We start from the raw sequence: 24068 nt of genomic DNA, 5'->3' as shown, positions 1-24068 counted from the left end.
CGATATGGGAAATTTTGACGGATTGGTCGCCGTGGTCACCGGAGGTGGCTCGGGGATCGGCAAGGCATGCGTCGAGGCGTTCGTCGCGGGTGGGGCGAAGGTGGGCGTGCTCGACCTCGACCCCGGTGAGCAGGGCGGCGCCACGCTCGGCGTCGTCGCAGACGTCGCCGACTCCGTGTCGCTGGAAAAGGCCATGGCCGAGGTGGCCGCCGCCTTCGGCGGCATCGACATCCTGGTCAACAACGCGGGCGTCAGCGCCGTCGGCACCGTTGAGGCGAACGACGACGCGGAGTGGCACCGGGTGCTCGACATCAACGTCGTCGGGGTCGCCCGCACAACCAAGGCCGCACTGCCGTACCTGCGCCGCAGTGCGCACGGCGCGATCGTGAACACCTCGTCGATCGCCGCGACGGCCGGGCTGGTGCAGCGGGCCCTGTATTCGGCGTCGAAGGGCGCTGTGCACGCGCTGACCCTGGCGATGGCGGCCGACCTGGTCGCCGAGGGCATCAGGGTCAACTGCATTGCCCCCGGCACGGTCGACACGCCATGGGTGGCACGGCTGCTCGCGCGGACCGACGACCCGGAGGGGGAGAAGACGCGCCTCGCGGCCCGCCAGCCCACCGGCCGGTTGGTCAGCGCGGAGGAGGTCGCCGCGGCCGTCGCCTACCTCGCCGACCCCGCGGCCGGTGCGACCACCGGGATGGCGCTCGCCGTCGACGGCGGCATGTCGGGCCTGCGGCTGCCCCGCGCCTGAACGGGGTGGCGGCGGACGGCGGCCGGGCGCCTGGTCCGGCCCGCTGACCGCCCCGTCTCGCCGTGGCCTGCGGGTGCTGAGATGACAACCCATGACGCCCCGCTACCGCCAGGCGCTCGGCCGCCTGGCGGTGGCGGGCCACAGTTCTTGGAGTCTCCCGTGCCCAACCCCTCGCTGCGCCGATGGAGCCGCGCATCGGCCGTATCGCTGACGCTCCTGAGCTCGGCGTGCACCAGTGTGCCCTCGCCCCCTGAAGAACCGGCCAGCCCCGTTGTCGCCACGGGGGACGATCTGGTCCTGCCGCTTGATGCCTACGACCTCGACGCGGCAGGCCGATCGGCTGTCCAAACCACCCGGTACAAGCTTGCCGTGCTTGCTCGCGTCACGCCTTCGTGCGTCGGCAGTCGGGGATTGGGCGTCCCCCTCAGGGCTTTGTGTGCCGCAGGCGGCCACCACCAGTCCGAGGGAGAACGCGGCTATCGCCGCGTACGCAAGGATCTTCACTTAGCCGATGATCCACTAACCCGGCACTCCACCGCCCGGACCGCGTTCCAGAAGGGCTTCCACGTCACCGTGCTGACCGACTGCACCGCCGGCCTGCACCTGCCGGTCGCGACATCCTGCGCTTCATAGCCGTCGTCTACGGCGCCCACTTCGCCACCCACGACATCCGGACTCGTGGGCGCCGCCCGCCGGAGAGGAGAAGGCGTACCAGGTGCCCAGCACACCGGTGTCGAAGGCGGCATCGGCCTGACCGCCCTCATGGCCGCCACCGCGCGGGCGATCGAGACCCACCGGCGCGATGCCCTCGCCGGCGACGCATACGCCGAGCACTTCGTGCGTGCCGCCGCGGCGTCCGCGGCGTGGGACGGGTGAACCGCTCAGCCGGCCAGATGAAGATCGTGAAAGCTCGAGGCTAACGGGCAGACGCATGGAAGCCGCGGGCGGTCGTCCACCAGACGGGTGCGACACCGGCCGCCGTAACCAGGCGGGACGCTTCTTGTCGCCTTCGGCGGAGGCGCTCAGGCTCCGGGATGATCAACATCGTGCGCGGCAGGGCCGTGGGGGCCTGAGGTGGGCGCCTTGGTCTTCCCGCCCGGCCTCGAAACCTCTTCTTGGGTCGCGGCCCAGCTCGCGAGCAGTTTGAGCGCGTCTGCGCTGGGAGTGCCGGGGGCGGCGGTGTAGACGAGGATGGTCAGGCCGGGGTCGGAGGGCAGTTCCATGGCCTCGAAGTTGAGGTCGAGGTCGCCGACGACCGGGTGGTGCAGCTTCTTGAAGCCGGTGCGATGGAAGCGGACGTTATGCGCGGCCCAGCGCTGCCGGAAGGTCTCGCTGCGAGTGGACAGCTCGCCGATCAGCTCGGTCAGCGCCTTGTCGTAGGGGTGTTTTCCGGCTTCTGATCTGAGCATGGCGGCGATGTCGTCGGCGGCTCTCTCCCAGTCCTGGAAGAACTCCTTGGACGCCGGGTCGAGGTAGATGAAGCGGGCGCTGTTCGCCGGTCGCCGCGGGTCGGCGAGCATGGGCGTGTAGAGCGCGCGGGCCATCCGGTTCGCCGCCAGCATATCGTGCCGATCGTTCCGGACCCAGGCCGGCGCGTCGGTGATCGCGTCGAGGACCTGCTGAACGGACGGCCGCACCTGCTGTGGCGCGCTCCGACGCCTCGGCCCCGGCGACGCGTTGGACTTGCGTGCCAGGTCGAACAGGTGGTCGTGTTCGGCCTCGTCGAGCTGCAACGCACGGGCGAGAGATTCCAGGACGCTGTCGGATGCCCCGGCGAGGGTGCCGCGCTCCATGCGCACGTAGTAGTCCACGGAGACGCCGGCGAGCATGGCGACTTCCTCACGGCGAAGCCCCTTGACGCGGCGGTTGCCGCCATAGGCGGGCAGGCCGGCCCGTTCCGGGGTGATCCGGGCCCGGCGCGAGCTGAGGAACTCGCGGATCTCGGTTTGAGGGTCCATGCCTACGACGGTACGCCGGGCACCTGGACGTGAGGGAGGCACTGGCATTACCGGGCACGACAGGCACTCCCGCGCACGTGAGACCCGCGTTTCACTGGGATCACCGGCCGCAAGGAAGCGCATCGGCGCCTGCGGCCGGTTCGACTTCTCGCAACCAGGAAAGGGCCACATGCGAGCCACGTTCATGTACGGCGCCGGAGACGTTCGCATCGAGACGATCCCGGACGCGGTCCTCCATCAGTCCACGGACGCGGTGGTGCGCGTCACCCGATCCTGCGTCTGCGGGTCGGACCTGCACCCGTACCGCGGCCTGCCGGCGACCCCGGAGGGCACGACGATGGGGCACGAGTTCGTCGGCATCGTCGAAGAGGTCGGCTCCGAGGTCACCACCGTGAGGAAGGGCGACTTCGTCATCGCCCCGTTCGCCTGGTCGGACGGCACCTGCGAGTTCTGCCGCGAAGGCCTGCACACTTCCTGTGCGCACGGTGGGTTCTGGAACGACGGCAACGGCACTCTCGGCGGCCAGGCCGAGGCGGTGCGCGTCCCGCAGGCAGACGGCACCCTGGTCAAGGTTCCCGGCATCACCGAGGACTCCGAGTCGCTGCCGTCGCTGCTGACCTTGTCGGACGTGTACGGCACCGGCTACCACGCCGCCAAGCGGGCGAACGTCACGAAGGGTGACACCGTCGCGGTCATCGGCGACGGCGCCGTCGGCCTGCTGGCCGTGCTGTCGGCCAAGCAGCTGGGAGCGGAGCGCATCATTCTCATGGGGCACCACAAGGATCGCACCGACCTGGGGGTCGAGTTCGGGGCCACCGACGTCGTTCCCGAGCGCGGCGAAGAGGGCATCGCCAAGGTCCTTGAGCTCACCGGCGGCTTGGGTGCGCGCAAGGTCCTTGAGGCCGTCGGGCACATGCCCGCCTACGAGCAGTCGGTCGGCATCGTCCGTCCCGGCGGCATCATCAGCCGCGTTGGTGTGCCGCAGTACGACCAGGGCCCGATCGGGTGGTCGTTCTTCGGCAAGAACACCACCCTGACGGGCGGCCCCGCGCCGGTGCGCGCCTACATCGAGGAGCTGCTGCCCGGCGTCTTGGACGGCACGGTCGACCCGGGCAAGGTCTTCGACCGCACCGTCGGCCTTGAGGAGGTCCCGGACGGCTACAAGGCCATGAACGACCGCACCGCCCTCAAGGTCCTCGTCCGCCCATATCGGTGATGTCCTCGGTGGTCCACTCGAGAGCGGGCGTGGCGACGGTGATCTCGGTCATCGCCATGCCCGGTACGTCTGCTTCCTGCCAGCCGGCGACGAACCACACTTTCTCCTCCTCGGCGAGTGCCAGCGCCGCGTCGTTGAGCGCTTGCGCCGGGTGGGGCAGCCAGAGACGGAATCGATGGGTATGCGGAGGTTCTGGATACACCCGCGCCCCGGGAAGCGCGGTGAGTGCCGCAGCGACTGTCCTCGCGTGCCGCACGTAATCGGGGATGCGCGGCAGCTCCCTGTTGAGACCGGCGAGTGCGGTCAGGGCGGCCGGCCACTGCTGGAACACCTCGCCGCCGTAGCGGTGCCGCCAGATGCGGGCGTAGGAGGCGAGCTGCGTGGTGCCCGCGAGCGCCGCACCGCTGATGCCGCCGATCGTCTTGTAGAACGAGACGTAGGTGCTGTCGGCGAGGTCGGCGATCTCGCTGAGGGTGTGCGCCAGGTATGGGGTGGATTCCCAGATTCGGGCGCCGTCGAAATGTACGCGTGCACCGATGGCGCGCGCTGCGACGGATAGGGCGGCGAGTTCGCTCCAGGAGGGGAGGACGAAGCCGGCGTCGCGTAGCTGGAGTTCGATGACGATGGTGCTCACGGGTTCGGCGAGCGCGGTGATCTCGTCGGCGGTGGGGTTGCGGGGCGCGGTGGTCGGCCAGGTATTGCGCAGGCCGCTCAGGTGGACGTAGGCATGCCGTTCGTTCATCTCCAGGTGGCCGAGCGGGTGGAGAGCGACCGTCGGGTGCCCGCTGCGGTCAGCGCCATAGCGCAGCGCGACCTGCTGGGCCATGGTGCCGGTGGGGAAGAAGACGGCGGCCTCGGTTCCCAGTAGGTCTGCCACGCGTTCTTCCAGCGTGGTCACCGGACCGTCACCGTAGAAGTACCGCCAGCCGTGCGTTGTCGGAGCAGCCCCCAGCCGCCATCTTCAGCCCCAGCCGAGTGGGCGGCAGCACCGGCGGAGGCAAGAACGATGCGGTAATCGCCGTAGCTGCAATCTCAATTGCTATGACGATGTCCGAGATGGTCACGATCCGAGACACGAGATCGCGTTCGCCGTCATCGGCCTGACCATTTGCCGCAGGGCGCCATTGCATGAGTAGTGGAAGCGCGCCATGTGGCGTAGGGCCAGCTGCCCTCATGCGCTCGCGGAACAGGCCCAACACTGTGTTGAGGTCTCCTTCTTGGCCTCCATCGCCATGCCGATCAGTTTCCCCGTCAGCCTTTCGTACGTTGCGCTATACAGCTCGGGCTCAGATCGCGCCAGCTCCTGGTAGAGGGTGACGGCTTCCTGGACAGGGGGCCGCTCTTTGGCCAGACTGTCAACGCAACTTTGGTTGACGATGATTCGAACTAATCGAAGACTCGAAATGAAGGATCGCGTGAATTCGGAGCGCAGGCCGCGCCCCTGGGTGCAGTCTGAGGTCCCAGGGGCGCGGCTGCGTCAGTTCGACCGCGACCTTCCCGTGCCTACTTCTTCGGCACGTACAGCCGGATGTTGTCGATGCGGGCCTGGCCCTCACCGACGTTCGTGTACGGCTCACCGATGACGAAGTAGTCGGGGTAGGCCGAGCCGGCCGGCCACTGGTTGTCCCACGTCTTGGAGCCAAATGCGCCCCGCGCGGTGTGCGACGTGTTGAACTGGCCGTCGTACTCCTCGGCGTCCACGTTGTAGTGGAAGATCGGGACGTTCGCCCCGACCACGCCGGCGTCGTCGTCGATGAAGCCCCGGGTGAACCGGTAGGTCTTTTTGCCGACGTTCTTGAAGTTGCCGCTGACCTCGAGCGTGTAACCCGCCTCGGTGCGCTCGATGGCGAACGTGTAGTCCTCCTTGGGCATCAGCTCGGGCTGCAGCTCCACGGCCGACTTCTGCACGCCGGAAACCGGCCGACGGTCGCAGCTCGTCACGAACGTCTGCGACTGACCGAGCGAACCCGTGAAGTAGAGCATGTTCACCGTGGTGCGGTTGCTCTTGTTCCAGGGGTACTTCTCACCGGTCCGCGAGTTGCAGACGTCGTAGCCGGCCGTGTTCCGGGACGGGGCCGGGCTGAACTGGTCCATTAGCACCTTGCGGTGCCAGTGGTACATCGCCAGGTTCCGGGGCATCGCCGGGAAGTCCAGGATCGACATGTAGTGGAACGCGTTGTACGCCTCGTTGCTGTCCTCCCGCACGGAGTGTGTGGCGCAGGGGTCGGCCGGTTGGATGTCGTTCGGGTCGCCGACCCAGGGGTAGAACGTCTTGCACTCCCCGAGGGCGTACCCGTTGTACTTGCCGTCGTAGAACAGCGAGCCGTTACGCAAGCCGCCAAAGTCGAGCGTCTTGAGGTCGTACTCGATGCGGTAGTACTTCGGCAGCGGCTCGGTGTTGCGGATGATCGCGCCACCTGTGTAGTTGGGCACGGTGATCTTGGCGACGGAGCCCGCGTTCTTCAGCGACTCTGTCGTGATCGACGGACGTTTGGCAGGGTCGGTGTAGCTGTCGTCGACCCGCCCGCCGCTCTCGCGTGCGGAGAGGGACGCCGTGAGCCAGCCGTCCCGGCCGAACTTGGTCTCCTGCCGGTAGGTCCGCATGGTCGCCATCGCCGCGTCGAACTTGGGACCGAGCTGAAGGCGGTAGAGGTCGCCGTTGTCGTCGTTGAAGTCGTCGACCGGCTCGCTGTAGTTGTCGAGCACCCACGGGCTGGCCTCAGTGCGGATCGGCTTGCCGAACTGCTCGACATACTTGAGCTGCCAGTCCGGGGTGACGGGTTCCGGCTCGGGCGAGGCGGCCTCGCACGGCGGGGTCACGCCGTCGTCGTTCTGGATGATCGTCAACTTCACGTTGTGCAAGGTCACCCCAGCCGTGCCCGCCTCGACGCGGAAGTCGGCGCCGCCGTTCTCGCGGTTGGCGAACCGGGCGTCCATCAGCTCGAAGCCCGCCGTCTTCCACGTGTTCGACCCGGTGCGGTTCACCGAACCCGTCGAGCCGTACGCGCTGCTGGTCGAGTCGTACTGGACGCGGAATGTGGCCCCGCCCTCGTCGAAGTACTCGACCTGCAGGCACGCGACGAACGCGCCATCGAAGGCGATCGCGTCGTCGACCTGGAAATACATGTGTTCCGCCGGTGCCGAGGTCTGCACGGTCGCGCGTGCGCTCAGCCCGCCGACCGTCACGGGTGCGGTCGTGCCGTCGCCCTGCTCGATCTGGCGGAGACCGTTCTCCTCGTTGACCTCGCCCAAGATGATCGAGGCGCTGGGCCCGTCCGCGGCGGCCTGCGTCGTGGCGAGGACCAGAGATGCCCCCAGGGTGACCACGCTCAGGGCCGCCACGGCCGAGCGACGTCCGCGATTACGAGTTGTTGCTCTCATTGCGCTTCCTTCTCCGTTGAGCAAGGCATCCGTTCGTGCCGCTCCGGGCCTCGGGGCCGCGCGTGAGGCGCGGCCCCCGTCACGGGTGCCGATGTGCGCTGCTTCGGTTCACTCGTCGGTCGCGCTCGCGCGCAGTAACTCCTTCCCATCGGTGAGCACGAGCGTCGCGGTCGCACCGGACTCGACAGGTGCCGAGAGTGCGTGCGAGACGTACGCGTCACCCGTGAGTCGCACTCGTCAGCTGCTTCCGGTCGAGTCGTCGACCAGGGCAGCCGTCACGTCCTGGACGATGAGGGTTGTGAACACGTTGGCCGTGACCGACACACCTTCGTCGTCGTGGGCGAGCCCGACGTGCGCGGCGCCGTCGGCGGTGGCGTTGGTGACGTCGGCGAGCCCAAGCGCCGACGCCAAGGACTCCGTCCACGAGCCCGTCTGGTGCGGCTGGAGGACCGCCGGGGAGAAGAACCTGTCGGACGTACCCGCCCAGAGCTCGATGTATGGCCGTTCGGACGACCCGCGCCGGAATATATTTGTGTCGAAGGAGCCGTTCTGTCCCCACTCCCAGAACTTCATGCCGGGCGTGATGGTGTTGTCCCCGACGCGGACGACGCTTTCACGGTTCTCCTGGTTCACCACGCCCCAGAAGTTGTTCTGCGGGGTGGTGGCCAGATCCTGACCGTAGGCGATGCCGTCGCTACGCCACTCGCTCATCTTCTTGATCTTGTCGAGCACGAGATACCGGTCGGTCGGCGTCTGCGGGTGAGCCGGCTGCTCGACGTCGGCCATCCAGCGGTAGGCCGAGTCGTACCGGATGGTGTCGACGTTCGTGACGATGTCCATCGTCGGCGAACCCCAGGTCGACTCCTCGCCCGGTGCAAGCGTGGTACAGGTCCAGTACTCGTAGCTCTTCGCCGTGTCCGTCGGGTTGTGCAGCGCCACGGACATGTCCACAGACGGGCTGTCCTTGAACACCGTGTAAGGGACCTCGGCTTCGATCTGCGTGGCCCCGTACGCGAATCGGCTGGGCCGGTCGGGGTGGTCGATCGTGTCCTTCTTGGTCATCGTGATGTCGACGAGCCGGTACCGGCCGCCGCCGTCCTTCTCCAGGACGCCGAGCTCAAGCAGGGATGCGGCGTAGCGGTGGGCCGTGCTGACCGCGACATGGGACGCGGCTGCCAGATCGTACAGGCTCGCACCCGCTGTGCCGGCGGACGCCACCGTCTCCAGCAGCTCGAACGCCTTGGTCGTACTCGACGACTTTCTCGTCGTCGGCATTTCTGTCGTCACCATTCGAATAACTCGAATCCTCTTCGATTTGGTACCTGATCACAGCCTTGATAAATGCGAGACACTTTGTCAAGGGTTTCGATTCGTGGACTTTACTGGCTGATCGACGGATTCCTCACCGGGCATTCGAGCATGTCGAATCGACGGTTCATCTCGACACCGGTGTGGGCCGTCGACGGTCGCGGCCACGGTGATGGGCACCGCGGCAACTGGTTACGCCGCTTGTCGCAAGGGGAGACAGACTCCCGCCGCACGTCGAGCGCGAGCCCGGTCACCGGCAGGCGGCGTTCGAAGGACGTCAGGCGCACGCTTGCTCGTGCCAACCCTGAGGTCCACTCGGTGGACTTGGCCACCAGCTGCGTTGTCAATGGCCAGTTGCTAGAGAGCTTCAAAGGTGAGGGTTAGGTGTCCTCACCTGTGGGTGAGCTGGCAGCCGGTTGTTGAGGTGTCACGCCCGGGTCATGAGGTATCCCGATGGTGGTGGGTTGACCGCCGAGCAGCGATTACGCCGGGAGCAGGTGCGGATGCGGGCGGCGGACCGGTTCGCCGAGGGTGCCACTGACGCGCAGGTTGCGGCCGAGTTCCGGGTTTCGCTGATGTCGGCCGGCCGGTGGCGGCGGGCGCTGGAGAACGGCGGACGCAGGCCCCCTCCCGGCGCGCCGCCGAACGCGATGTGCAGGCCATCGCCGGCTGGAAGGACGAGCAGTGGCCGATCATAAAAGGCTGGCGGCGCAGCAAGGGGCATGGCTCTGCTTCGAAGACGAGGCCGGGCAGAACCTGAGGTCCCCCAAGGGCCGCACCTGGGGCCGCAAGGGACGCACCCCGATCGTGTCGTTACCGGTCAAGGGCACCGGCAGGGTGTCGGTCGCCGGGCTGATCGCCACCCGGCCGGGTCACCGGCCGCGGCTGATCTACCGGATGCGGCAGCACCGTGGCCGTAAAGCCGAACGCAGGGGTTTCTCCGGGGCCGATTACGCGGCGTTGTTCGATGCCGCTCACCAGCAGCTCGGCGGGCCGGTGGTAGTGGTGTGGGACAACCTCAACACCCACACCTCGGCCGCGATGCGAGCTCTGATCCAGGCACGGCCGTGGCTGACGGTCTTCTATCTGCCCGCCTACGCTCCGGAGCTGAACCCGGTCGAGGGCGTGTGGGCGCACATGAAGAAGAGCCTGGCCAACCTGGCCATGCGCACCGTGGACCAGCTGATCGCGGCGGTGAAGAACCGGCTCAAACGCATGCAGTACCGCCCCGCCCTCATCACCGGCTTCACCGCCAAGACCGGCCTGGACTTCCACCCACCCTAACCCCAGCCATTAAGCCTCTCTAAGTGAATCAGAACAACTTGAGGAGGGCCTTGCATTAATTGTGGAAGGCCTCCAGATCGCTGTAGAGCGGGATTTCCCCGATATCGTCCGCGTGGCAATAATGCTCCTCCGCAACCTCTATCAGCAGAACCCTTCGGAGGTCGCGGAGACGTGGCGCAAGGCGACCTCAACTGGAACCGCCGGAGTGGATGACGCAGTGATCATCTTGGCGCAGAGGGTGGGCCCGTCCATCAAGCAAGCGAAAGCCTTCAGCCAGCCCTAAGCCACGCCGCACGCCCGATCCCTAATTGCGAGGAGGATTGGTAATGGCGTTCCAGGGTCTTTTGATGACGGGCGGCCAGGTGCTGGGCGTGGCGGACGCTGCGGCGGGCGTAGAAGTCGTTGCCGTCTTCTCGGTAGTCGGTATTGCTAGCCATGACCGCCTAAGCGATGACAAAGCAGGGTGGGAGCAGGGTGTCGGCGACGGCGACCGCGCCCTTCTTAGCGTGCTGTTTGCCGAAGCCGCGGCCCAGGCGGCGCAGCCGGGTGCCGATGCTGGACCGGGTGGGGCGGTGACCCAGGCTGCCTCGACCATCGCGGCCCTGAAGCGCATAGTCGAGATCCTCGAACTCACCGGGGTTCAGCCACACCTCACGTTGCCAGCTCGGGCTCGCAAGTGCGACGACCGCGGGGACAACATGCAGGCGGTATTGAGGAAAGTCGATGCCGTGATCGATCACCCGTCGAGGTTACTGAGGAGTTGCTCGCATGTCGCATCACCAGTTTGGAAGATTTCGGCTCGTGATCGCCTGACCTGCTCCACTGCTGGTCAGAGGCCATGCAGCCCTGCCCATAGCTCCCCGTGATTCCCCCTTGATCACCGCCACATCGGGCACGCAACGGGCACGGTGCCTCGACCTTCCGCTTTTCAGGAGTAGGCATCGTGATCGGCGACCTCGCTCCCACGGCCTGATCTGCACTCCAGGCGATCGCTGACATGTGTGTGCGTGGGCTGGTGTGAGCCCGGGTTGATGTAGCGGTTGATGTACTGGCGAGCATCGGGGCGGCCCATCAACCTGCTGGCACGCTCACCTAGGAATAGAAGTCTCGCCCATAGTCCTCACGAGGCTTCGTGAAGTCATCGGGGCGCGCCTCTCGGAGATACTCGTAACGCTCGGCGAACCTGTCGATAGCTTCGTGAATCGAACCTCCGAACTGCTCCCGCGTGATCATCATGGCTGGGAGGATGCGTTCGTTGAAGATGTGATCATCAATGACCCCCCAGAGATCGCTCATGTCAACATCCTCCAGGCCAGACGATCCGCGCGCCTCCTTCCGCATCTTCCCAAGCCTGGGCACCTTGGGCACCTTCACGCGGCCGGCCACGAAGCCCAGTGGGCCGGGGCTGCGAAGCCCGGACCTTCGATCGCCCTCGACCCCGTACGGCGACCGACCACAGCGCGATCGCAACCTGTAGTGGTGTGATGGCCCACCCATACCTCGGCCACCTACGACCCTCCGGCCAGAGCCACCAAGGTGCACACTTGGATCATGCGCCAGCGGACGTTCCTTCTTTTCATTCCAGTGGCCACAAGTGCGACGGCAGCAGCGCTCATACCTGTGTCGCTGACGGTGGGACTCGCTCTATTGATGCTCACCATGCTCGTCGCTATGGGCCTGGCGTTCTGGGCACTGCACGATGCGAATGCGGAACATGACCGACGCGAGCAGGCACAGGGGAACGCACCTGAAGCCGCTGGTAGCGCCTGGGCGGCGGCGGGTCGGTGGTTGGCGAAGCACTGACGTACGGCGGGGTGCGCCTACGGCGATGCCCCGCGCGGCGCCCGCGCCGTGATCGGCCCCCAGGCCGCATGCGCGGCGCGGGGACGTCGGCGCGGGGCGTACGGCGGCGCGGCGCGCCGCCGCTTGACACATATAAGAACAAATCAGCAACTTGCAATTATCCGCCTTGGCTGAGTGATTGCAACCAGGGGGCCTGCGCAGGTCATAGCAGTTGGGGACGCAGAACCTGCATTCCGCCCAGGGATCGGGCGTAAGCATTAGGATTCTCGGTCAAGAGGTGTAGTTGTTCCTTGAGATAATCCCGTCGTGAGTCTGCCATATCGGGGCAGGAGTCCAGCGCCTTATCCGGAGACAAGCTTATAGTTGCGGCCCTCGTTGAAGAGTGTGAGGGACGGCGGGACCGCCAGTGCTCTGTACCCATCCTGCTCCTTGCGTACGCAGGAATACCACACGCTGTTCTTGGCGGGGGTGAGCCGGTCAAAAGACAGGAGACGTTCATCTGCACGCGCCAACTCAGCGCGCTTTTCCTGTCGGCGTTGGGAGCCCGCGTAATTGTCGCGACGTCCGTAGATTAGTACGAAGCGCGGCGCGAGTTGTCTTCTTGCCAGTGTTGGCGGCATCTCGTAGTACTCGAGGAACGCCGAACGGTTGTGACCGCGGTTGAACCATGCCCGCCATTCTGCGAGTTGTCCTTGAGCGTGAGTAAATTCGCTATGGATCTCGGCGCGATCTCCGTAAAACCACTTCTTGTGTGGAGTTTCGATCTCGACCAAGATCGGATAGAGCGTTCCGCTGTCGGAGGCGATCCACATGAAGTCGGGCTCCCGATCACTCAATCCAGGGAGCTTGGGCTTTGAAATCACAGCCATGGGGAAGGCCGCGTGACCTGAGTCCCCATCGACGCTGTGGGAGCCGGGCAGCAACGATGGGTGGCGTTCCAGGAACCCTTGGAGCAAACGTTCCTCTTGGGACGCCGAGCTGTTGAGGAGGTCATGCCAACGCTCTGAGAGCGCGGCATCGTAGGCCTCCTGATTCGGTCGGCCTGGGGCCGTCGCCTCGTTCACGGCAAGGTAACCCGGTAGGTGACCTATGAAGGGTTCACCAAAGCTGTCCTCGATAGGGGGGAAGCGGATTGAGTCACGATGGCAGCTTACGTTCTAGCCCTGGTCTGATGCTGCCGAAGTCTTGAAGGAGCGCCAGCGACCTGTCACAGTGACATGTGAGATGACGAATAGCATAGAAGTGCATTGGGGCGAAGATCCTCAGGTCAAGTCTCTGCGGATCGAGAAGGTTAATCGAGAAGCTCCGGGCGGCGGTTAGTTAGCGCACGCCGGGCCGTCATGAATCGTTCATGGAATTCTTGGGCGAGGGCTTCGCGGCGGTAGGTTTGGCGTAAGACGCGGTCTAGGCCGCCTGCTCGGTTGACTAGGTCGGTGAGGGACTTGCGTTCGATGTCGAATGCGGCGAGTCCCTGTTCGACGGCGGCGTCTAGGTTGCTTCGTCTGGCGTGGATGACGCCTAGGTCTATGTGAGCGTCGGCTACGCGCATGGGGGCGTTACTCGTGCCATCCGGGCGGGTGTGCATTTGGATGGTTTCGAGGGCGTGTTCTTCGGCGCGGTCGTTGTCGCCTAGTCAGGTGTAGGCGGTAGCGGCGTAGAACATCCATTTGGCGTGGTCGAACACGAAATGATTATCCGGGTGCTGCTTCGGGCGGCTTTCATCGAACGGTCGACCGGGGGACTGGTCCTCGGCCCTCCCAAGTCCAAGGCCGGCCGTCGTGTCGTCGGCATTCCCAAGGCGATCGTTCCCGCGCTGCGAGAGCACCTGAGCACCTATGTCCAGGATGCGCCTGATGCGTTGATGTTCCCTGGCGTCAAGGGCGGTCCGCTCCGTCGTAGCGGCTTCAATACCCGTACGCGGTGGGTGGATGTGGTCAAGGAGATGGGCACCCCAGGTCTGCACTTTCACGACCTACGGCATACGGGCAACATGCTCGCCGCAGAGTCCGGCGCTGGGCTCAAAGACCTCATGGCACGGATGGGGCATGACAACGTCAGGGCGGCCATGATCTATCAGCACGCCGTACGGGGCGCCGACAAGACGATCACCGACGCGATCAACAAGCAGCTTGAAGAGCGGGACGGCGACGAGAGCGACGGTACGGCCGGAGTGCTGGTGCCCGCAGGGTGATCAAGAGCTAATGGCCCGCTAATGGCCCGTGAAGATCAAACAGTCGTAGAAATAATCAAGGCCCAGGGTCCGGGGATTCCGTCCTACCTGGGCCTTGACGCATGTGAGCGGGTGACGGGAATCGAACCCGCGCTGTCAGCTTGGGAAGTACATCGATCACCGCACATAGAGCCGCTGACCTGCGCTGCGGGCCGGTCTAGAGTGACCGTGGTTGACCCCTCGTCACCCTGGTTAATGGCCCGCCAATGGCCCGACGACCAGGTCCCCTGGGCACATTTCGATCATGACCAGGTTCCGTCGTGACCTCTTCCCGTTTCCTGGTGGCGCGCTCCCTCCAACCTTGGAGTGGTAGTGGGTCATGATCGGGTTCCTTGGGTGTCGATATTTGATCTTTCGAACTACCGCCGCTGATCATCCGCACCTCCTTCACAAGATCTCTCTTGCTGAGAAGCTGAAAGTTTTTCACATATGGCGGTAGGGCACCAGTCGGCCCGAACTGGGACCTCACAAATGGTCTTAAATCGGGACTATTCGGTTCTGTTGCACCTTGGCCACCTAGAAGCGGCTATTGTGTGTGGTTACCTGAGATGACTAGGAGGATTCATGGTTAAGAGAACAACTCTGAAGGAGCGCACGGTAGCGTTCTATGAGGTCGTGATGTCTAAAGAAGGAGCACAGCGCCGCGTTTCGTAGTTTGCTTGGGAGGAGTTCTTGGCTGCTATCGCATCTTCGAGCGTTGACGAACGAACCTTCGAAGGGACAGCTAGATTTGTCGGCAACATCGCTACGGCCGAGGAAGAGGATCATCTACTTTTGCACCGCGTGAAAGGACATGGCGAGTGGTTGTCTGTCATGAATTGGGATACTGGGCAGTGGCGTGAACTGGAATCTAAGGCCAGGGAGGGGTATCTTGAGACGTCGGTGATGTGTTTCTTGTCTTATGGCAACGTCGTGGGAATAATGCAAGGTTCGACGGCATCGCCGAGTCACAAATCACTTGAAGCGTGGCTGAATGGCATGAAAGCCTTCGGTAATGCAGACTTGATCGTGCGGCCATTGATGTCCAAGGCCCAAGTGGAGCGCCTCCGTACGGCTAGCGGCGCAAATAGAGTGGAAATAAGAATAGGATCACACAAGATTGGTGCGCTTAACGAGCGCTCGGGACGACTTGCTGGTTTTCTCAAGAAGGCTAGAGCTGATTACGGTGATATCAATGTCACTCTGATCATCACTGTCCCCCGCGGTAAAGGCAGATGGGCGGATCGGCAGAACCTCCTTGCAGATCTCCGGGACATCGAGGGGGTGATGCCCGAAGCGGCAGAGAAGGCCAAGGCCACCCTGGTTTATGCCGAAGCCTCTGGAACCGAATACACGCAGCTCGTTGAGCTGGTCGAGCATCACATCACGGCGAAGCGTAGGATCCCGGCGGTAGATGATCAAGGCAACTCGATCAGAATTTTGTCGGCGATAGGTGCGATCCTAGGGGTAGCAGCTGAACACGAGGCAGAGCTTCGTCTAGCAGTCGGTGCTACCTGACCGGCCTGCAAGGCTGGAGCCATCACTGGAGGATGGTGAAGACGGTGCGGCGACTCGGTAGCGCCCTGGTCGGCTGGTGGTCAGAGAGCCCGTGGATCGACTACATCCTTTCCACAGTGATCTTAGGTCTTCATGTCTACCTCATCAGATATCACCGTCACGGGGATATCTTGACCTGGATTAGCAAGGAACAGCGGTTAGCGGTATATGGAACCGGCGCTACAGTGATATCCGTACTCGGGGGACTTAGCGCTATTGCGGCAACGGTGTACATGGCAGCAAGTGGAGAGAGGGCGCAGAAAGTCCGGTTACATTTCCATAATGCTCTTCGCCGAAACTGGACATATCTACTTCTAAACGTGGGCTTGTCGGCGGCGCTCTGCCTACTTGCTCAAGTGCTAGACAATGCCAGCGATACGCTGTCGATTCGATTCCTATTCGAGTATGCGATTATTGTCGGTGCATTCAGCTTTATGCGTCTCGTCTGGCTATTCGATGCAATAATGGCAGTGTCCGATTTGGATATCGCCGCTCCAGGATTGCTGCAAGCTCCGAAGCTGAATCCGATATGGCAAAGCAAACTCAGTCGAAAACCGTAGGCTGGGACATAAGGAAGTCTGAATAATGGTTTCATGTACTGTCACCCAGGCGGTGCGGCCGAAGCGGAACGGGCGCACTGGGCAGGGTGGGCACGACCGCGTTGCTTGAGCAGCGAGGAAGATAAGAAGATCAAGGGCCATCGGACTAGAGGTGTACCCTAACCACTAGAACAGGGTCGCTGACCTTCTGATCCGCGGGCTCTCAAACGACCCTCATAGCCATCCGGATCAGTACACCCTCCAGGTTGCGGGCAGCTCGCCGTTCACATCAATCTGGTTGCGCTCGGCCGCCGGCCGCCAGGTGGCCCCTAAGATGGCTTTCGAAGTGAGATGGCCAGCCTCAGAATAAACTGCAAACTCGTGGTGATCCGCTCGCCGCCCGTGCAGATATTGCGGAATTCTTGGAGTGAGTTTGCTGCGCCGGCTTCTAAGTGGATCCAGTGTCTCGTGACCATGTCAGATCAATGATTGAACAATCCAGTCACGTAGTGGGTGGTCGCTGATGGGAAGTTCCTCGTTGAGCAAGGAACTCGAGGGGAGTCTAGGGTTCTTTTGGCCGTTCAATGCCAAAGTTACTGACCTTCGAACGGATCCAGAACGGGGCTATGTTCATCGGGACGGTGGATGGCTGGTAATTGAGACCCTTGACGAGGACGTCTCGCGAAAATTCTCGGCCAGACAGGCCGAAGGCTCGCCCGAGGGTATAGCAGCTCTACTTCCGGAGAAATCCATTCTCTTCCTTGAGACTATCCGAGCGGGGTGGACTCAACGTGGCGGCTATCGGGCATCGTCGAGACATTACAAGGCCAGAACTGCCCTCAGTAATATCCCTTTCGATAGGCTTCGAAGCTCCAAAATTTTATCTCTCAGGGCGAGCTTTCACGGGATCGGGGATTGGGCTGACCTGTCAGCTACCGAAGAGAATAGGGAGATGGACGAACATGGCCGCCTTCAGAGCTGGACAGTTACGCTAAAATCCACAGCTGCTATCGGCCACAAGCTAAAGCACGGGAGGACCCTGGCCCTCTCAACGACGTGGAAGGTAGATGGGGACGAAGACCGACGATTGTTGAGCGCTCCAGTAGAAGTCGGTTGTTCGAGCCTTCGCCCACGAGATGTCTGGGATCTGCTCCAGCCATTGCTTCATGTCCAGGAGCTTCTCAACCTTGCATGGGAGGGCTTCGTAGCTGCAGACAGTGGGTCGGCCGAACTACACCTGAAGAAGCGGGATGGAATTGACCTCTCTTCCCGCCCTGAATTATGGAATGGCGCCCTCATGGTGCCACTGGCCGGAGTCTCGACTCCCAAGTCCATGGATCAGAGTCCACTCTTCAGCCTCTCAGCGCTTGGAGGAATCGCTGGGCTTGCACGATGGATCCGTTTGTGCGATGAGTATCCACGTGCGGTTGGACCGGTGGTCAATCGCTATCGGTATGGCCCCACGACAGCCGAAACATCTCTATTGGACATTGCCTCGGCTATCGAGTTTTGGGTCAGGTGTAATCGACCAACCGCCTGGGCGGTGGGCAGGCCGTTCGCCCAGGCGCTGGCCGGTCGTGTTGGCGATCCCTTCACGCAATGGGTTGGCGACCCCGACAAGTGGGGTAAAGACTTTTGGGGGACGTATAACAAGCTTAAACACGAGATAACTTACGCCATCGATCCGCACAGGGTATCGGATCTTGCACGAAGCGGACGGCTCCTCTTGACGGCTGCGCTTCTTAATCGTGTAGCCGGCTCAAAGGCTCCAAGTCGTCAGCTGTTTTGTAGCCACAGGACCGATCGCCTGGGCCGAGGGCTCCGGTCTCTGTATACGTAGACCGGCTCAGCAGCGGATCTTATGGAACCAAGCCCCTTGCGTCAGCAGAATGCGCACTGCAGCCCTGGTCGCCCGGTGGTCCGGGACTGAGGAACGAAGTCCCGGAGCTTCGATCGCCCCCGACCCCGTACGATGACCCGCCGTAGCATGGCGATCGTCGTGCTCTATCTGTGCGGCGGCGCGTCCCTGGGCGGCGGGTGCAAGTTTGGTACGGCGGGTCCGTGGTGCGGCGGGCGGCCCGCGTTCCCGCCGCTGGCCGGGACCGGCGCCCACGCCGCACGCCCGGTCGGCGGGCGGGCGGCGGGCCGTGCGGCGGCGGGGAGCGCCGCCGCCTTGATAATTATAAGGACAATTCGGCAGTGCAGGCCGAATTAATCTGAGCCCATAGCGTAGGCGCGTCTGCCTTATTTAGTGATACGGTCTCGGTCCATCCTCCGTGCGGCAAGTATTCTGCGGATTCAGGAACGGCAGGCCAGTGAAGATTGGTTCGCCAGTGTTTTAGAATAACCCTTTCAATTCGCCTGGCCTGGAAGCCAAATAAATGCGTCGTGTTATAAGTTCCCCACCCCGCTCTTCGGTGACCCTGAAGTCGTGCTGCGCCAATATTGCAGATTCCCACTTTGGCGGCGTTGATAGTATGGTTTGTGATCAAGTAGATAAGTGCTGGAGTTGATGCGTTGAACCCTCCACCAAGTCCGCATCCGGCGCAGACCCCTTGCCCGCTTCGAATGTTATCTAGGCGAGGGCTAGCCTCTGTGCCGCATCCTATGCAGCGTACTTTCCATGGCGTTCGTGCGCCACGGTACAGTTCCAGTGGGATGGCTCCATAGGGTGAAGCATTTAGGAGTATCATCTCTGCAACTTTTTGTGTGATTGGGCGATTGTTGGCGCATGAATTACAGGCACGCCGTTGACCGTTCTTTATACTGTCCAGGTATGGTGAGCTAATTCTTTCGCATTCTTTGTGGCGACTTCGCCATCTTTCTTTCACGCCAGGATAGGGGGCTAAGGGCTCCCAGCCGGCGTCCACCATGATCTGGACTGCCTTTTCTGGGGGGATTTCAACCCCGGCGCACCATTTGCAGGCGGATCGTTTGGCCTTGCGAGCCCAATACAGCGTGGGTTCGGTAAGGCGTTTACAAACCAGGCATAAGCACTTCCAGGGGTTATTGACTCCCGGGTAATCTTCTAGCGGCTCTAGGTTAAGTTCGATCATTATGTTGCGGGCTGTCTCTTCAGGAATGCGTGCCAGCCCTGCGCACCAGATGCAAGGACCTTGTTTGGTAAGGACGACATTTGCGTATGTGGGAGTGATCTCCATGTGGCATTCGAGGCACCGGCAACGCCATGGCTTAACTGCTCGTTCATAAGGCTCTAGAGGCTCTGCGCCAGCTGCTCGCATGAGTTGCCTAGCTAGTTCAGGATCTAGCTTCCGTGCCAACGCCCCACCACCCGTCATTGGGAGATCATGACGATGAGCAGGATAGTCGACCGGGCCGACAATTTGGAGACAGCGCTTCTGGGACGAGAGTGTGGCCAGAAGCGATAGGTGGACGTGAGATGGAGTTAGTCTAGGAGTTCTGGGTGGCGCGTGGTGAGGGCTCGGCGGGCGGTGAGGTAGCGATCGTGGAACTCCTCCGCGAGGGCTTCGCGGCGGTAGTTTTGACGTAGGACGCGGTCGAGATCGCTGGCGCGGTTGACGAGGTCGGTGAGGGATTTGCGTTCGATGTCGAATGCGGCAAGTCCTTGGTCGACGGCGGCGTCGAGGTCGCCCCGGCGGGCGTGGATGATGCCGAGGTCTATATGTGCGTCGGCTACGCGCATAGGGGCGTTGCTGGTGCCGTCCGGGCGGGTGTGCATTTGGATGGTTTCAAGGGCGTGTTCTTCGGCGCGGTCGTCGTCGCCTAGCCAGGTGTAGGCGGTGGCGGCGTAGAACATCCATTTGGCGTGGTCGAACACGAAGTGATTGTCAGGGTGTTCGGGGATGGGGAGTTTGGCGAGGATGCCGGCTCCGCGGGAGAGGGCGTGGTCGGCTTCTTTGCGGTCTCCCATGCGGGCCAGTCCGCGGGCTTCTTGCAGGGTGAGTTGCACCATGGCGCTACTGAGGCCGGCAGCGTCCTGGCCCATGCGCGCGGCGGTGACGACGTCTTCGTAGCGGCCTTCGACCAGGGCGAACCACGCGGACATCTCGTGTGCCCATGCCATGAGTTCGCCGTGTCCGACCTGGTGACCCATTTCGTAGCCGGCGCGGCGGGAGGTTTCGGCTTCCTCGCGTTCGCCCAGGTCGTAGTGGACGCATCCGAGCAACGCGGTAAGCCAGCCGGTGATGACCAATAGTTCGCGGTGCTGGGCCAGGGTGAGGCGTCCGGACAGTAGGCGGGTTACTTGGGCGAGGCGTTTTTGGGTGCGGTCGCGCAAGGTGGCGGCCGATACGACCGGGTAGGCGCGGCAGAGCAGTTCGACGGCCTCGGAGAGCGCTTCGAGAGTTCCGGGCCGACATCGGATGCCTGGAGCTGCTGGGCCAGTTCCATGGTGCCGTACAGGTCGGCTTCAGCTCGTAGCGCGTCGGTGGGGATGATCTGCGCTTCGATGAGCCGGCTGCCGGTTTCGGCGGCGATGGCGCGATTGCGGGACATGCACGGGATGATCAAGCGGGGGGCGGCACTGGTACAGGTTGTTTGCCCAGGTCAGATCAGCTGGCGGAACGGTTCCGGCCGCGCTCTCCTAACGCGGGTGCCGCAGGTTCGAGTCGCGAACTCCTATCGGAAGGCCGCTTCGGCCTTGGCGTAGGCGGCTTCGGCGATCTGGGGGAGCAGGTCGGCCGGGTCGGCGCCAGGGGCCGGTGACTGGACGGGGATGCTGATCTCTATCAGGTATCGGGGTGTCTGGACCACCTCCACCCACTGCCAGACGGGCTCGTGCCTGCCGGTGATGCGAAAGGCCCATGACCGCTCGCCGAGAGGCGGCACGGGGAATGGCTCGACGGCTCCCGAGTCACCCTCATCACCTGTCAGGCGTCCACAGGAAGCGACCTCGCTGGTGTCGGCCAGACTGGCCAGCATCTGTGCGGGTCCCGTGATGATGGCCTCGCCGAACGTCAGATGGTCCTCGGTGGACGCATTGAGGTCCAGCTTGTGCGAGCCACCTGCGGACTCGTTCCGCAGTTCCCGGAACAATGATTCGGCGTCGGGCTGTGGGCCCGTCGCGGAGGTGTGCTTGGGCGTTTCGAGTTCGGTCACGCCTATCTGGACACCTTGGTGGTTGAAGTCGTGGAGGACCGTGCTCCACAGTCCCGCGGTCCATTTGTCGCACGCGGGAGCGCCGTACAAGGGGCTGCTGATCATGCGGAGCGGTATGAATGTCGATTGAAGGTCGGTGACCGGCAGGGCGACCACCGCGGCCGGCAGCGTTTCCGACTCCCGCGCCACCTGGAAGTCCGTGAGCAGTGCCGATACCAGCCGCGGATCGCCCGCGCCGGTTCCTGGGTTGGGAATGTCCAGCTTCTCCCCTGGCTTCAGCACCGTGACTTCCAGCTTGGATGAGCGCGAGGGTGACGGGGGCGGCTGCTTGCTCGCGTCACGCCTTCGTGCGTCGGCAGCCGGGGATTGGGCGTCCCCCTCAGGGCTTTGTGTGCCGCAGGCGGCCGCCACCAGACCGAGGGAGAACGCGGCTATCGCCGCGTACGCAAGGATCTTCACTTAGGCGATGATCCACTAGCCCGGGAGCGCCGTCCCAGCGCGAGAAGGAATCGTTCCCATCGTGGCGAACTCAGCCGCTACCTGTATTGGTCGCCCGCCACCTAGGTTCCCTGTTCCCGCGCTCAGTGGCGATTTGCCCTGGACTGGGGCCGGTGGGGTGGCGATGGCCGGCATTGTTAAGGTTTCGGCTATGCCGCGTCTGGTGGGTCTTCCTGGGTATCGGCGGTTCTGGGGGGCGTCGACGGTGTCGGCGTTCGGCACCTATGTGACGACCCTTGCCCTGCAGATCCTCGCGGCGGTGACATTGGACGCCACGGCCACCGAGCTCGGCCTGCTGAACGCGGCCCGCTGGGTGCCGTACCTGCTGATCGGCCTGGTCGCCGGAGTGATCGTCGACCGCTGCCGGCGCAAGCCCATCCTGGTCGGCACCGATCTCGCCCGCGCCGTACTGCTCTGCGCGATCCCCCTGCTGTATCTCGCCGACCTGCTCACCCTGCCGGCGCTGATCCTGTTCGTGATGGCGTTCGGGACGCTGTCGCTGTTCTTCGATGCCGCCGACCAGGCCTTTCTTCCCCGATTGGTGCCGTCGGCCATGCTCACCTCCGCGAACGCCAGGCTGGAGCAGTCCGACGCGGTGGCTCAGACCACCGGCCCGCTGCTCGCCGGAGCGCTGATCAAGGCGGTCGGCGCACCGTTGGCCATCCTGGTGGACGCCGCCTCCTACCTGGTCTCCGGCCTGTTGATCGCCTCGATCCGCGTGGCCGAGCCGGCGCCACCACCGGGCGAGCGCCGCAGCCTGCTCGCCGAGCTGCGTGAGGGGACCTCCTGGGTGTATCGCCACCGGATGCTGGCGCCGATGGCGCTGAGCGGGCACGCCTGGTTCCTGTTCCACAGCATGCTCGGGACCGTCTACGTGCTGTACGCGCTGCGCGGCCCGGACACCGGTGGGGTCGGGGTCGGGGAGTTCCAGCTCGGCGTGACGTACGCGTGCGCCGGCGTCGGCGCGGTCCTCGGCGGAGCCGCCGCCGGCCTGTCGGGCAGGCGCTTCGGCGCCGGCCGGACGATGATCCTCACCCGGGCTCTCATGCCGTTCGCCTGGCTGATGGTGCCCTTGGCCGCGCCCGGCCCGGCGGCTTTGGTGATGCTGGCAGCGGGGCAGTTCCTGTTCTGGGTGGTGATGGGAATCGAGGGCCCGAACGAGATGGCCTACCGCCAGTCGGTCACCCCCGACCGGTTGCAGGGCCGGATGAACACCACGATCCGCTCCCTCAACCGCGGCGCGATCGTGGTCGGTGCACCGCTGGGCGGTCTCATCGCCGACATGACGAGCTACCGCACCGCGCTCTGGACCGGCATCGGCGGCCTTGGCGTGTCGGCCGTGGTGCTGGCCTGCTCCTCAGTCCGCCACGCCGACATAGCTCTCGAATCGCCTACCCCGAGTGAGCTGTCAGCTCAGAAATAGTGGCAGTCCGCCTGATTACCCGTAAGCGTGGCCAACCCCTGTGTAGGTGGTCATAGTGGAACGGCGGGGGTCATGGACATTCAGGGAGGGCTCATGGTCGTCGTCGGCACGTGGAACCTGGAGAACCTGTACCGGCCGGGGGGAGAGTACGGTCCCCACGACGTGGTGGCGTACCAGAAGAAGATCGCGGCGCTGGCCGGCACGATCACCGCGATGGGGCCCGACGTCCTCGGCGTCCAGGAGGTGGGTCAGCCCGAGGCGCTGGCCGACCTGGTGGCGGCGCTGGACGGCGAATGGCACACCGAGCTGTCACCGCATCCGGACGCGCGGGGGATCCGGGTGGGAGTGATCAGCCGCCTCCCCGTGACCGTCCTTGAGAACGTCACGGCCTTCGCCGCCCCGCTGGCCGCCGTGCAGAACGCGGACACCGGTCCCGCGAGCGCCCAGACCAGCCGCGGCATGCTGGCCGTACGCGTCGAGCCCGGCGAGGGCGTCACGCTGGACGTCGCGGTCTGCCACCTGAAGTCCAAGCTGCTGAGCTTTCCCGGCGGCAGGTTCCAGGCGCGCGACGAGGGCGAGCGGGCCAGGTACGGCGCGTACGCGCTGTACCGGCGGGCGGCCGAGGCCACCACGCTGCGCGGGCTCGCGGACCGGCTGGTCGGCGGGCACGGGCAGGACCGTCCGGTGGTCGTCCTCGGCGACTTCAACGACGAGCCGCAGGCGGCCACCACGCAGATCGTGCTGGGGCCGCCCGGCTCCGAGCTGGGCACGGCCGGCGCGTTGCGTCCCGACCGGGGGGACGCGTGGCGGTTGTGGAACCTCGCCACCCTTATCCCCGAGGCCGAGCGCTACTCGCGGATCCACAACGGCCGGGGCGAGCTGATCGACCACATCCTGGCCAGCCGCGCCCTCATCGAGCGGGTCGAGGAGATCAGGTCGGTGGTGGGGCACGGCCTTCCGTCGGTCACCGAGGACCCGGCCGGCCGCCGCGACGCCGCCGACTCCGACCACGCCCCGATCGTCGTGCGCTTCCGCCTGTGACCGGGGTGGGCAGGCCGG

At 64.2% G+C, this 24068-nt stretch carries 23 protein-coding genes; 12 read left to right on the top strand and 11 right to left on the bottom strand.

Going from position 1 to position 24068, the window contains the following annotated elements:
- Positions 1 to 4: 4 nt before the first annotated feature.
- The 3 genes from ACOZ38_RS32935 (at position 5) to ACOZ38_RS32925 (ending at position 1630) form a co-directional block, all read left to right on the top strand.
- Positions 5 to 754 carry an SDR family NAD(P)-dependent oxidoreductase gene (locus ACOZ38_RS32935; RefSeq protein WP_405139654.1) on the top strand — a complete coding sequence of 250 codons (750 nt, stop codon included), beginning with the start codon at positions 5 to 7 and terminating at the stop codon, positions 752 to 754.
- 159 nt (positions 755 to 913) lie between these two features.
- Positions 914 to 1387, top strand: a complete 474-nt coding sequence (locus ACOZ38_RS32930) for a hypothetical protein (RefSeq protein WP_424534962.1) — start codon at positions 914 to 916, stop codon at positions 1385 to 1387.
- 45 nt (positions 1388 to 1432) lie between these two features.
- A complete protein-coding gene (locus ACOZ38_RS32925) occupies positions 1433 to 1630 on the top strand; it encodes a hypothetical protein (RefSeq protein ID WP_424534961.1) in 198 nt (65 codons plus the stop codon).
- A 146-nt stretch (positions 1631 to 1776) separates the two neighbouring features.
- On the opposite strand, the gene ACOZ38_RS32920 is transcribed toward ACOZ38_RS32925, so the two are convergent.
- Entirely contained in the window at positions 1777 to 2712 is a 936-nt protein-coding gene (locus tag ACOZ38_RS32920) for a helix-turn-helix transcriptional regulator (RefSeq protein ID WP_424534960.1), read from the bottom strand.
- Positions 2713 to 2881: 169 nt separating this feature from the next.
- On the opposite strand from ACOZ38_RS32920, the gene ACOZ38_RS32915 reads away from it, so the two are divergent.
- Entirely contained in the window at positions 2882 to 3928 is a 1047-nt protein-coding gene (locus tag ACOZ38_RS32915) for a zinc-dependent alcohol dehydrogenase family protein (RefSeq protein ID WP_424534959.1), read from the top strand.
- Here ACOZ38_RS32915 and ACOZ38_RS32910 read toward each other — a convergent pair.
- From ACOZ38_RS32910 to ACOZ38_RS32895, 4 genes are all read right to left on the bottom strand, one after another.
- Entirely contained in the window at positions 3900 to 4826 is a 927-nt protein-coding gene (locus ACOZ38_RS32910; RefSeq protein ID WP_424534958.1) for a threonine aldolase family protein, read from the bottom strand. The two genes, ACOZ38_RS32915 and ACOZ38_RS32910, sit on opposite strands and share 29 nt — an antisense overlap.
- Before the next feature lie 605 nt (positions 4827 to 5431).
- Positions 5432 to 7309, bottom strand: a complete 1878-nt coding sequence (locus ACOZ38_RS32905) for a hypothetical protein (protein WP_424534957.1) — start codon at positions 7307 to 7309, stop codon at positions 5432 to 5434.
- Positions 7310 to 7417: 108 nt separating this feature from the next.
- Positions 7418 to 7543: a hypothetical protein gene (locus tag ACOZ38_RS32900; protein WP_424534956.1), complete on the bottom strand. Its 126-nt coding sequence runs from the start codon at positions 7541 to 7543 to the stop codon at positions 7418 to 7420.
- Between the two features lie 3 nt (positions 7544 to 7546).
- Positions 7547 to 8584 carry a helix-turn-helix domain-containing protein gene (locus ACOZ38_RS32895; RefSeq protein ID WP_424534955.1) on the bottom strand — a complete coding sequence of 346 codons (1038 nt, stop codon included), beginning with the start codon at positions 8582 to 8584 and terminating at the stop codon, positions 7547 to 7549.
- Between the two features lie 473 nt (positions 8585 to 9057).
- Between ACOZ38_RS32895 and ACOZ38_RS32890 the strand changes: the two genes are divergently transcribed.
- On the top strand, positions 9058 to 9315 hold the full coding sequence (locus ACOZ38_RS32890; RefSeq protein ID WP_424534954.1) for a helix-turn-helix domain-containing protein: 258 nt from the start codon (positions 9058 to 9060) through the stop codon (positions 9313 to 9315).
- A complete protein-coding gene (locus ACOZ38_RS32885; RefSeq protein ID WP_424534953.1) occupies positions 9302 to 9901 on the top strand; it encodes an IS630 family transposase in 600 nt (199 codons plus the stop codon). Before ACOZ38_RS32890 ends, ACOZ38_RS32885 begins: the two co-directional genes overlap by 14 nt.
- Before the next feature lie 443 nt (positions 9902 to 10344).
- Here the strand turns inward: ACOZ38_RS32885 and ACOZ38_RS32880 are convergent, their stop codons facing one another.
- The 3 genes from ACOZ38_RS32880 to ACOZ38_RS32870 all read right to left on the bottom strand — a co-directional run bounded on the left by ACOZ38_RS32880 (position 10345) and on the right by ACOZ38_RS32870 (position 12768).
- Positions 10345 to 10641 carry a hypothetical protein gene (locus tag ACOZ38_RS32880; RefSeq protein WP_424534952.1) on the bottom strand — a complete coding sequence of 99 codons (297 nt, stop codon included), beginning with the start codon at positions 10639 to 10641 and terminating at the stop codon, positions 10345 to 10347.
- 352 nt (positions 10642 to 10993) lie between these two features.
- Positions 10994 to 11287 (bottom strand): hypothetical protein, encoded by a 294-nt coding sequence (locus ACOZ38_RS32875; RefSeq protein ID WP_424534951.1) that lies wholly within the window; start codon positions 11285 to 11287, stop codon positions 10994 to 10996.
- Positions 11288 to 12045: 758 nt separating this feature from the next.
- Positions 12046 to 12768, bottom strand: a complete 723-nt coding sequence (locus ACOZ38_RS32870) for a Shedu anti-phage system protein SduA domain-containing protein (RefSeq protein ID WP_424534950.1) — start codon at positions 12766 to 12768, stop codon at positions 12046 to 12048.
- A 608-nt stretch (positions 12769 to 13376) separates the two neighbouring features.
- On the opposite strand from ACOZ38_RS32870, the gene ACOZ38_RS32865 reads away from it, so the two are divergent.
- From ACOZ38_RS32865 to ACOZ38_RS32850, 4 genes are all read left to right on the top strand, one after another.
- Positions 13377 to 13895, top strand: a complete 519-nt coding sequence (locus tag ACOZ38_RS32865) for a tyrosine-type recombinase/integrase (protein WP_424534949.1) — start codon at positions 13377 to 13379, stop codon at positions 13893 to 13895.
- Between the two features lie 711 nt (positions 13896 to 14606).
- On the top strand, positions 14607 to 15431 hold the full coding sequence (locus ACOZ38_RS32860) for a hypothetical protein (RefSeq protein ID WP_424534948.1): 825 nt from the start codon (positions 14607 to 14609) through the stop codon (positions 15429 to 15431).
- Positions 15432 to 15463: 32 nt separating this feature from the next.
- Positions 15464 to 16030, top strand: a complete 567-nt coding sequence (locus ACOZ38_RS32855; RefSeq protein WP_424534947.1) for a hypothetical protein — start codon at positions 15464 to 15466, stop codon at positions 16028 to 16030.
- A gap of 502 nt (positions 16031 to 16532) precedes the next feature.
- Positions 16533 to 17849 (top strand): HEPN domain-containing protein, encoded by a 1317-nt coding sequence (locus ACOZ38_RS32850; protein ID WP_424534946.1) that lies wholly within the window; start codon positions 16533 to 16535, stop codon positions 17847 to 17849.
- Positions 17850 to 19415: 1566 nt separating this feature from the next.
- Here ACOZ38_RS32850 and ACOZ38_RS32845 read toward each other — a convergent pair.
- From ACOZ38_RS32845 to ACOZ38_RS32835, 3 genes are all read right to left on the bottom strand, one after another.
- On the bottom strand, positions 19416 to 20267 hold the full coding sequence (locus tag ACOZ38_RS32845) for a hypothetical protein (protein WP_424534945.1): 852 nt from the start codon (positions 20265 to 20267) through the stop codon (positions 19416 to 19418).
- Complete coding sequence (locus ACOZ38_RS32840; RefSeq protein ID WP_424534944.1) at positions 20231 to 20485, bottom strand: hypothetical protein; 255 nt, start codon at positions 20483 to 20485, stop codon at positions 20231 to 20233. The genes ACOZ38_RS32845 and ACOZ38_RS32840 overlap by 37 nt, the downstream gene beginning before the upstream one ends.
- Positions 20486 to 20608: 123 nt before the next feature.
- Positions 20609 to 21547: a hypothetical protein gene (locus ACOZ38_RS32835; RefSeq protein WP_424534943.1), complete on the bottom strand. Its 939-nt coding sequence runs from the start codon at positions 21545 to 21547 to the stop codon at positions 20609 to 20611.
- Positions 21548 to 21737: 190 nt separating this feature from the next.
- Here ACOZ38_RS32835 and ACOZ38_RS32830 point away from each other — a divergent pair, with 190 nt between their 5' ends.
- Together ACOZ38_RS32830 and ACOZ38_RS32825 are read left to right on the top strand one after the other, a co-directional pair.
- Complete coding sequence (locus ACOZ38_RS32830) at positions 21738 to 23009, top strand: MFS transporter (protein ID WP_424534942.1); 1272 nt, start codon at positions 21738 to 21740, stop codon at positions 23007 to 23009.
- A gap of 72 nt (positions 23010 to 23081) precedes the next feature.
- The gene (locus ACOZ38_RS32825; protein ID WP_424534941.1) at positions 23082 to 24050 is read left to right on the top strand and encodes an endonuclease/exonuclease/phosphatase family protein; all 969 of its coding nucleotides are present in this window, start codon (positions 23082 to 23084) and stop codon (positions 24048 to 24050) included.
- Positions 24051 to 24068: the final 18 nt, after the last annotated feature.

Origin of the sequence: Sphaerisporangium viridialbum (assembly GCF_049674955.1) — a bacterium.
In the GTDB taxonomy this organism is placed as follows: domain Bacteria; phylum Actinomycetota; class Actinomycetes; order Streptosporangiales; family Streptosporangiaceae; genus Sphaerisporangium; species Sphaerisporangium viridialbum.
The sequence above is the reverse complement of the archived record's forward strand: the minus strand, read 5'-3'. Positions and strand labels throughout refer to the sequence as shown.